Genomic DNA, 7,514 nt, shown 5'->3' with positions numbered 1-7,514 from the left:
ATCATCTTCGATGCACTAAAATGAATTCCTTTCCTTATGGCACAACGTTAACTGCAAAACTGTTTCGGTAACCTTTTTCTATGGCGCAACGCGTGGCATCGTTAACCTTACCGAGCGCAAGTGATGCGTTTCCCCGCAATGCTAAAATTTCGGGTGAAGGCTTGTCTTCTGAAAGCTGTCTCGTCTTGTCTAACACCTGCTGGAATTCATCCAGGTTAAACAAAGTTTGTCCCAACTCGGGCATTACCGTTGCAGGGCTCATTCCCAGGTTTAAAGCCTTTTGCAGCTCTTTCTCGGCCGATCGCAAGTCCCCGGTCTTGTTGTAGGCCGTACCCAGTAGGTACCGCGCTTCCGGATCATCCGGATTTTTCTGCAACGCGTTCTTAAGCTGGATAATGGCAGCCTTGTTGTCTCCTTGTTCCTGGTACTGTCTGGCGTCGGAAATCAGGGTTTGGACATTCTCTGATTTATCGCAGCCTGCTGCACCGGTACCAATGAGTGCCGAAGAGATCATGAGGGCCAATAGATTTTTCGTTGCCGTAACTTTGCTTACATCACGCATATAAAATTTCCTTTCTCTGCATTAGCATTTCTCTTGGGCGCGGATCTTGCTGCAGCTGATCGCTACAAGTCTTCAATAAATAGATCAAGAATCCAACGAATGTTTCTATGAATGTTTCTGAGAGTGGCGTCGAGCCAACAGAGTTGGGAGCCAGCATGAATTACCTCATTTCAATCAATTACGGCTGGTGTGCGAGAAAGATTAGCCCTTGAAATAAAGGCGTCTCCATACTCGGATCACCCGAATGATTACAGGAGCACAGAACGCAGGTGGCAGAGATCGAGTTGTGCCACTATATCCATGATTTGCTACGGCTACAACATGTTGTGACATGTGTGGAGGAAGAACGTATCAATATATCTAACTGCCTTCTTTGTATTTGCTCCGCCGATACCGTCAAGCGTGGCTGACCGCCGAACGGGCAGGCTAACTTCCCCCAGAAAACTCGAGCTGAATCCACTGGGTAAGGGATGCAGATCTCGTAGCCTCAAATTCAACGAAAGTCCGGCGGCCCCAACCGACCGAACCAAAGACTGAGATATTGTGATCAACCTACCGATGCGCCCGTACCCAGTCCCGCCACTGGATGAACAGGCCCGGGTCAAGCGCAGCGACGGCCGAGCGCTGCCAGAGTGGTTCAGCCCAGAAATCATCCTTATCAAGACCGCACATATGTCCCCCTGCCTCTTGCAGAATAAGACTGCCTGCTGCGTAGTCCCACAGTTTTTGGCCGCCATGCAGGTACAGGTCGAACCGGCCGGCAGCCGTGTAACACCATTCCAGCGAGCAGGCGCCGTAATTCCGATAGGAAGAAAAAGGGCGTAAGGAGCAGACGCTTTCCGCGAGCTTGGGTGTAAGCCGCTTCAAATCAACGTTCGCCATCGCTCCGCGCAAAGCTGGGACATGCTCCTTGATCGGCAGTTTTTCACCGTTCAGGTAGGCTCCTTTGCCTTGTTCGGCATAGAACATTTCGTCTGAAACAGGATTATAAACCGCGCCGAGCACGCTCCTGCCATGGCGCATCAGGGCCACGGAAACCGCGAAATAGGGCAGTCCGTTGACAAAATTCGAAGTGCCGTCTATCGGATCCATGCACCATAGTCCGGCATCCCCCGCCTGCCAGCGATCAATCTGTTCGCGTTCCGCCATTTCTTCCCCAACCACGGGGCCCGGATAAATCTTTCGTAATTCCTTCGACAATGTTTCCTGCGTGACGAGATCTGCTTCGGTAAACAGGCTGCCATCCGCTTTGCGTTGCCGTGCCACCTTCAAATAGCGCGGCAGTATTTCCTGCTGAGCGACCGCTTTAATCGCAGCAATGACCGCGCTGAGCACCGGTTATTCCGTCCGCCACTTGATCGAACACCCGATGCTGGGGATCTGTTCGCGTGGCCCCTTGCCGGTTCGGGCAACCTCGAGCATTCCTTCGAAGAGCTCGCGTCGCACACCGAGAGGAGCGGCTTCCTTGCGGGATGCGTCCAATCGGCCGCGGTACTGCAATTCGAGCCGGTCATTCAAGCCGAAGAAGTCGGGTGTGCAGACCGCTCCGTACGCTTTTGCCACTTCCTGGGTTTCGTCCCAAACATAGGGAAAAGAAAAATCGCATTCCCTTGCTATCCGTGCCATATTGTCGAATGAGTCCTCCGGGTAGTCGGCCGGATCGTTCGACATGATGGCAATAGCGCCTATACCGTGTGGGCGTAGTTCCGCCGCATCCCGGACAAGGCGATCTCGAATCGCTTTTACATAAGGACAATGGTTGCAGATAAACATCACAACCAATCCTCTTTCACCTTTTACGGATGCGAGGTTGTACCGTTTTCCGTCCACCCCCTGCAAGTCGAAATCCGCGGCCTTCCAGCCGAAATCGCAAACAGGTGTTTCCAGGCTCGCCATGTTTTCTCTCCGGAATTAATAACAAAATGAATTTGATCTCGCTGCACGTCCAAAAGCAACGGTACCAGCACTGAATGTAATTTAGCCTGCCGAACGTGTTTTATATAAAAGGTAAATCTTCGAACAATATCCTCCTGCGAAATACAAGTTTATTGATGCGCCATTATATTATCATGGCCTGATCATTGGTTTCTTCCCGCTCACTCCTGCTAAGCGATGACATTCCCCCGTTTTTTTTCACCAGAAAGAATCAGCATAGGCCAGGTCATCGAACTGTCGGTGGTTGCGGCGCATCATGCCTCCCGCGTGTTAAGGCTCCAGCAAGGGGATGAATTGATTTTATTCAACGGCAACGGCGGCGAATATTGGGCGACTATTGAGCTTATCAATAAAAGCGGCGTTGCGGTTGTGGTCGAAAAGTACCTTGATATCGAGCGCGAGTCGCGACTCGACATCACGCTAGCGCAAACAGTGTGCGCCAGCGAGAAAATGGACTGGATTGTCCAGAAGGGGGTGGAGTTGGGAGTAAGACGCATTCAGCCTCTGGCTGCAAAACGGGGACTGGTGAAACTATCAGACGAGCGCGCGGAAAAACGCATGAAGCACTGGCAACAAGTTATTATTGCCGCTTGTGAGCAGTGCGGTAGAAACCGCGTTCCGCCAATGATGCCGTTGATATCGATATCCAAATGGCTGGACAATCAAGTTAGTGAGCGCAAGAATTTAAGCGACGATAATCCTCCTGGCTCATGTTTTATTCTCTCGCCCGCGGCAAAAAAAGGTTTGCGCGATCTTCCCGCATTTCCCGTGGCCGCTCCTCTAACGCTACTGGTCGGGCCCGAAGGGGGGTTTGCCGCGGAGGAAGAGGCTGCGGCCTTGGTGGCTGGATTTGTTCCGTTACGGCTAGGCGCGCGCATACTTCGTACCGAAACCGCTGCATTAGCGGCAGTTGCAGCAATACAGGCACTGTGGGGTGATTATTGATTTCCGGGATTCAATGGTAGCATCCGCATCAACATGCACATTCGGTTTTGAGGCTTTGTTCGAGCATTGAACCGTAAGGTTAGCGCAATGCTGGCTTCCTCTTTTTATTACATAGTATGAACAGCGCATCTCCAACATGAGGCTAGACACGGATTTTGTAAGCTGGTTCCGATCGGTAGCGCCCTACGTTAATGCTTTCCGCCATAAAATCTTTGTTGTTGCCTTTGGTGGCGAGGTCGTGGCTGACGGCAAGTTTGTCGAACTTGTTCATGACCTAAATTTGCTGGCAAGCCTGGGCGTACGCCTGGTACTGGTCCATGGTGCGCGCCCCCAGATCGAATCGCGGCTGAATGAAAATAACCTGCAGACGATCTATGTCAGGGGGATGCGCGTTACCGACGGCGCGGCGCTGCAGTGCGTAAAGGAATCAATAGGACGGGTCCGGGTTGAAATTGAGGCGCTGTTGTCAATGGGCTTGCCCAATTCGCCTATGGCCAATGCCGCTATTCGTGTCGCCAGCGGAAATTTCGTCACCGCACGTCCGATCGGCGTAATAGAAGGTATTGATCTGATGCATACCGGCGAGGTGCGGAGGGTGGATACCGCGGCTATCCGTTCGCGGTTGGAACAAGGGGAGTTGACGCTGCTTTCACCATTGGGGTATTCACCTACGGGCGAGATTTTTAACCTAACGCTGGAAAATGTTGCGGCAGAAGCAGCGATTGCGCTCAAAGCAGAAAAACTGATTTTTCTGATGGATGCCGAAAGCATAGAAAAAGAATCTCCTGATACGTCAGAGGCGTTGCTGCCGCGTGAACTGACTGTGGCCGAGTGCAAGGCGCTCCTGGCGCGTGCTGCCGACGGGCCTCCCAGGCTATCGGACGATGTCCGGTTGTATCTGCCGTTTGCGGTACGGGCTTGTGAAGGGGGTGTATCCCGCGTTCACCTCATCAGTCGGCATGTGGATGGTGCAATATTACAGGAGCTATTTACGCACGGCGGGATAGGAAGCATGATATCTGATGGCCCATTGCAAAATTTACGGGATGCGAGGATAGAGGATGTCGGCGCTATCCTTCAATTGATCGGGCCTCTGGAAGCTGATGGGACACTGGTACGACGGAACCGCGAATTGCTGGAGATGGAAATCGGCCGCTTCGTAGTGGTCGAACACGATCGAATGATAGCCGGCTGCGCCGCGCTCTATCCTTTTCCCGACGATAAGGCGGGCGAGCTTGCCTGTCTCACGGTGCATCCGGATTATCGTAGCGCGGGGTGTGGCGATGCGTTGCTCAAGCGTATTGAAGCCAAGGCGAGGTCTCAGGGAAGTAAAAAATTGTTTGTTCTCACCACCCGAACTGCCCACTGGTTTGTCGAGCGAGGTTTCGTAGAGACTGATGTCCATGAATTACCCAAAGCAAAACAGGGTCTATACAACTACCGTCGCCGCTCCAAGGTATTCGTAAAAAATATATAAGTGGTAGTTTATCGACTGCTGTGTCAATTCACTGTCACGGAACCTTGTCTTTGATTAACGGGCAAGTACGGTTAAGGTTGATGTAACGGCTTACAAATTTATCTGCTGTCATACCTGGAGAAGAGCTCAAATGGCAAAATTCGTTAAATGCATCAAACTTGGGCGTGAAATGGAAGGATTGGATTTTCAACCGTATCCGGGGGAGTTAGGGAAGCGTATATTCGATAACGTATCGAAAGAGGCCTGGGCCGGATGGATCAGGCATCAAACCATGCTGGTCAATGAGTATCGCTTGAATCTATCAGATATCAAGGCACGCAAGTATCTGGCTGAGCAACTTGAGGCGTATTTCTTTGGGGCAGGGGCCGAGCATCCTGTGGGCTATGTGCCGCCGACGAAATAATAAATTCGGGAGTACGTCTTGCGTGAAAGATTCGATTTATCCACTACTGCCAAACCTGCGCAGGCTGAAGCTGCTTTTTCATGACAAATCCACAAACTGTTAGTCCATTTCTCAACCGCGAACTGGGCCTGATAGAGTTTAACCGGCGAGTTCTTGCTCAGGCTGGAAACAAGGACACGCCGCTTCTGGAACGCTTGAAATTTCTGTGCATAGTCAGCAGTAATTTGGACGAATTTTTTGAGGTGCGCATTGCCGGGCTAAAGGAGCAGATCAAGCTGGACACGCCCGGCTTCGGGCCGGACGGGATGTTACCGCATCAGGTATTCAAGCGCGTTTGCGAGCAGGCACATGCGCTCGTGGCGCGACAGTACCAGTTATTGAACCAGGATGTTCTGCCGGGCCTTGCAAGCGAAGGCATCCGGTTTCTGCGCCGCGCCACGTGGAACGATGCTCAACGCGACTGGATCAAGGCTTATTTCTTTCGTGAGATGATGCCGGTTCTGACCCCTATAGGTCTTGATATCTCGCATCCGTTTCCACGCGTGCTCAACAAGAGCTTGAATTTCGCAGTTGAACTGGAAGGCAAAGACGCCTTTGGGCGCGGCTCTGGAACGGCTATCGTGCAAGCGCCGCGTGTACTGCCGCGTGTGATTCCGCTGCCGCCCGAGCTCAGTAACTGCGAGTATAACTTCGTGTTTCTGTCCTCTATTTTGCATGCGCATGTTGGGGAATTATTCTCCGGTATGAGCGTCCTCGGCTGCTATCAATTCCGCGCGACTCGCAATAGCAACCTGTTTGTGGACGAGGAAGAAGTCAAGAACCTCCGCATCGCGTTGCAGGGCGAGTTGCCCCAGCGACATTTCGGCAACGCGGTACGGCTCGAAGTGGCGGACAATTGCCCAAAACACATGTCGGATTTTTTGCTGGACCAGCTTGGCCTTTCTCAAGACGATTTTTATCAGGTGGAAGGGCCAGTGAATCTGGTACGGTTGATGCTGGTTCCCGATCAGATCGAGCGTCCCGGCCTGAAATACTCGCCGTTCATTCCCGGTCTGCCGCTAACGTTGCAAAAGAAAAAAGCCGTGGATATTTTTCAGATGATCCGGAAGAACGATATTCTTCTGCATCATCCGTATCAATCATTTCAGCCGGTAATTCATTTCATTCAGCAGGCTGCGGCTGATCCTGACGTTGTGGCCATAAAACAGACCGTATACCGTACAGGAACGGATTCGTTAGTCATGACAGCGCTTATCGCTGCCGCCAGCAGCGGCAAGGAAGTAACGGTAGCCGTGGAGTTGCTGGCGCGTTTCGATGAGGAAGCCAACATTAACTGGGCCAGCCGGCTGGAGGAAGTCGGCGCGCATGTCGTGTATGGGGTGGTCGGCTACAAAACTCATGCCAAGATGGCAATGGTTGTTCGGCGTGAGGAGGGCAAGCTGCGGCGTTACGTACACTTGGGTACGGGTAATTACCACGCCGGCACTGCCCGGCTCTATACCGATTTCGGATTATTTACTTCCAATGAGGACGTCTGCGCGGACGTGAATGAAGTATTCACGCAGTTGACCGGCCTCGGCAAGGCAGGGAAATTAAGGCATCTGTGGCAATCTCCGTTTAGCTTCCACAGCCAGATGCTGGCGGCCGTCGAGAGCGAGATTCAGAATGCGAAAGCGGGGAAGCCTGCACGTATCATCGCCAAAATGAATGCCTTGCTCGAGCCGGAAATCATCAAGGCGCTGTATGCCGCTTCCGGTGCCGGGGTGAAAATCGATCTTATCGTGCGTGGCGTCTGCGCTCTACGACCTGGAATTAAGGGGTTATCGGATAACATCCGGGTGCGCTCGGTCATCGGACGGTTCCTCGAGCATACCCGGATTTTCTATTTTCGTAGCGGCGGCGCCCAGACCATTTATCTTTCAAGCGGCGACTGGATGGATCGGAATTTTTTTCGCCGTATCGAGATATGCTTTCCGGTTCTGGACGCGAAACTGAAAAAGCGGGTGCTTGCCGAAGGCCTTAATATATATCTCAAGGACAACAGGCAGGCATGGGACATGGACGGTGATGGTAATTATCGTCTCAAGATGACCCGCAGAGGCAAGCGGCTTTGTGCTCAAGAGATGCTGCTTGCGGAGTTGGCGGCATCGAAGCCAGGTTGAGATCCGCCATGGAGCAAACCTGCAAAACCA

At 52.3% G+C, this 7,514-nt stretch carries 7 protein-coding genes; 4 read left to right on the top strand and 3 right to left on the bottom strand.

Going from position 1 to position 7,514, the window contains the following annotated elements; all coding sequences use genetic code 11:
- Window positions 1-34: 34 nt before the first annotated feature.
- The 3 genes from BLS94_RS11195 to BLS94_RS11185 form a co-directional block, all read right to left on the bottom strand.
- Entirely contained in the window at window positions 35-562 is a 528-nt protein-coding gene (locus tag BLS94_RS11195; RefSeq protein WP_256325400.1) for a tetratricopeptide repeat protein, read from the bottom strand.
- A gap of 552 nt (window positions 563-1,114) precedes the next feature.
- The gene (locus tag BLS94_RS11190; RefSeq protein ID WP_090961005.1) at window positions 1,115-1,897 is read right to left on the bottom strand and encodes an inositol monophosphatase family protein; all 783 of its coding nucleotides are present in this window, start codon (window positions 1,895-1,897) and stop codon (window positions 1,115-1,117) included.
- A gap of 3 nt (window positions 1,898-1,900) precedes the next feature.
- Window positions 1,901-2,458 carry a thioredoxin family protein gene (locus BLS94_RS11185; protein ID WP_072768471.1) on the bottom strand — a complete coding sequence of 186 codons (558 nt, stop codon included), beginning with the start codon at window positions 2,456-2,458 and terminating at the stop codon, window positions 1,901-1,903.
- Between the two features lie 216 nt (window positions 2,459-2,674).
- Between BLS94_RS11185 and BLS94_RS11180 the strand changes: the two genes are divergently transcribed.
- From BLS94_RS11180 to ppk1, 4 genes are all read left to right on the top strand, one after another.
- Complete coding sequence (locus BLS94_RS11180) at window positions 2,675-3,442, top strand: 16S rRNA (uracil(1498)-N(3))-methyltransferase (RefSeq protein ID WP_072768472.1); 768 nt, start codon at window positions 2,675-2,677, stop codon at window positions 3,440-3,442.
- 136 nt (window positions 3,443-3,578) lie between these two features.
- Complete coding sequence (gene argA / locus BLS94_RS11175) at window positions 3,579-4,919, top strand: amino-acid N-acetyltransferase (protein ID WP_072768473.1); 1,341 nt, start codon at window positions 3,579-3,581, stop codon at window positions 4,917-4,919.
- A gap of 130 nt (window positions 4,920-5,049) precedes the next feature.
- Window positions 5,050-5,322 carry an oxidative damage protection protein gene (locus BLS94_RS11170; protein WP_072768474.1) on the top strand — a complete coding sequence of 91 codons (273 nt, stop codon included), beginning with the start codon at window positions 5,050-5,052 and terminating at the stop codon, window positions 5,320-5,322.
- Window positions 5,323-5,402: 80 nt separating this feature from the next.
- The gene (gene ppk1, locus BLS94_RS11165; RefSeq protein ID WP_090961001.1) at window positions 5,403-7,484 is read left to right on the top strand and encodes a polyphosphate kinase 1; all 2,082 of its coding nucleotides are present in this window, start codon (window positions 5,403-5,405) and stop codon (window positions 7,482-7,484) included.
- The last annotated feature ends 30 nt before the right edge of the window (window positions 7,485-7,514 follow it).

This window comes from Nitrosospira sp. Nsp18 (genome assembly GCF_900103145.1).
GTDB lineage: Bacteria > Pseudomonadota > Gammaproteobacteria > Burkholderiales > Nitrosomonadaceae > Nitrosospira.
Note: the sequence above shows the minus strand (reverse complement) of the source record. Positions and strands in the feature narration are given on the sequence as shown.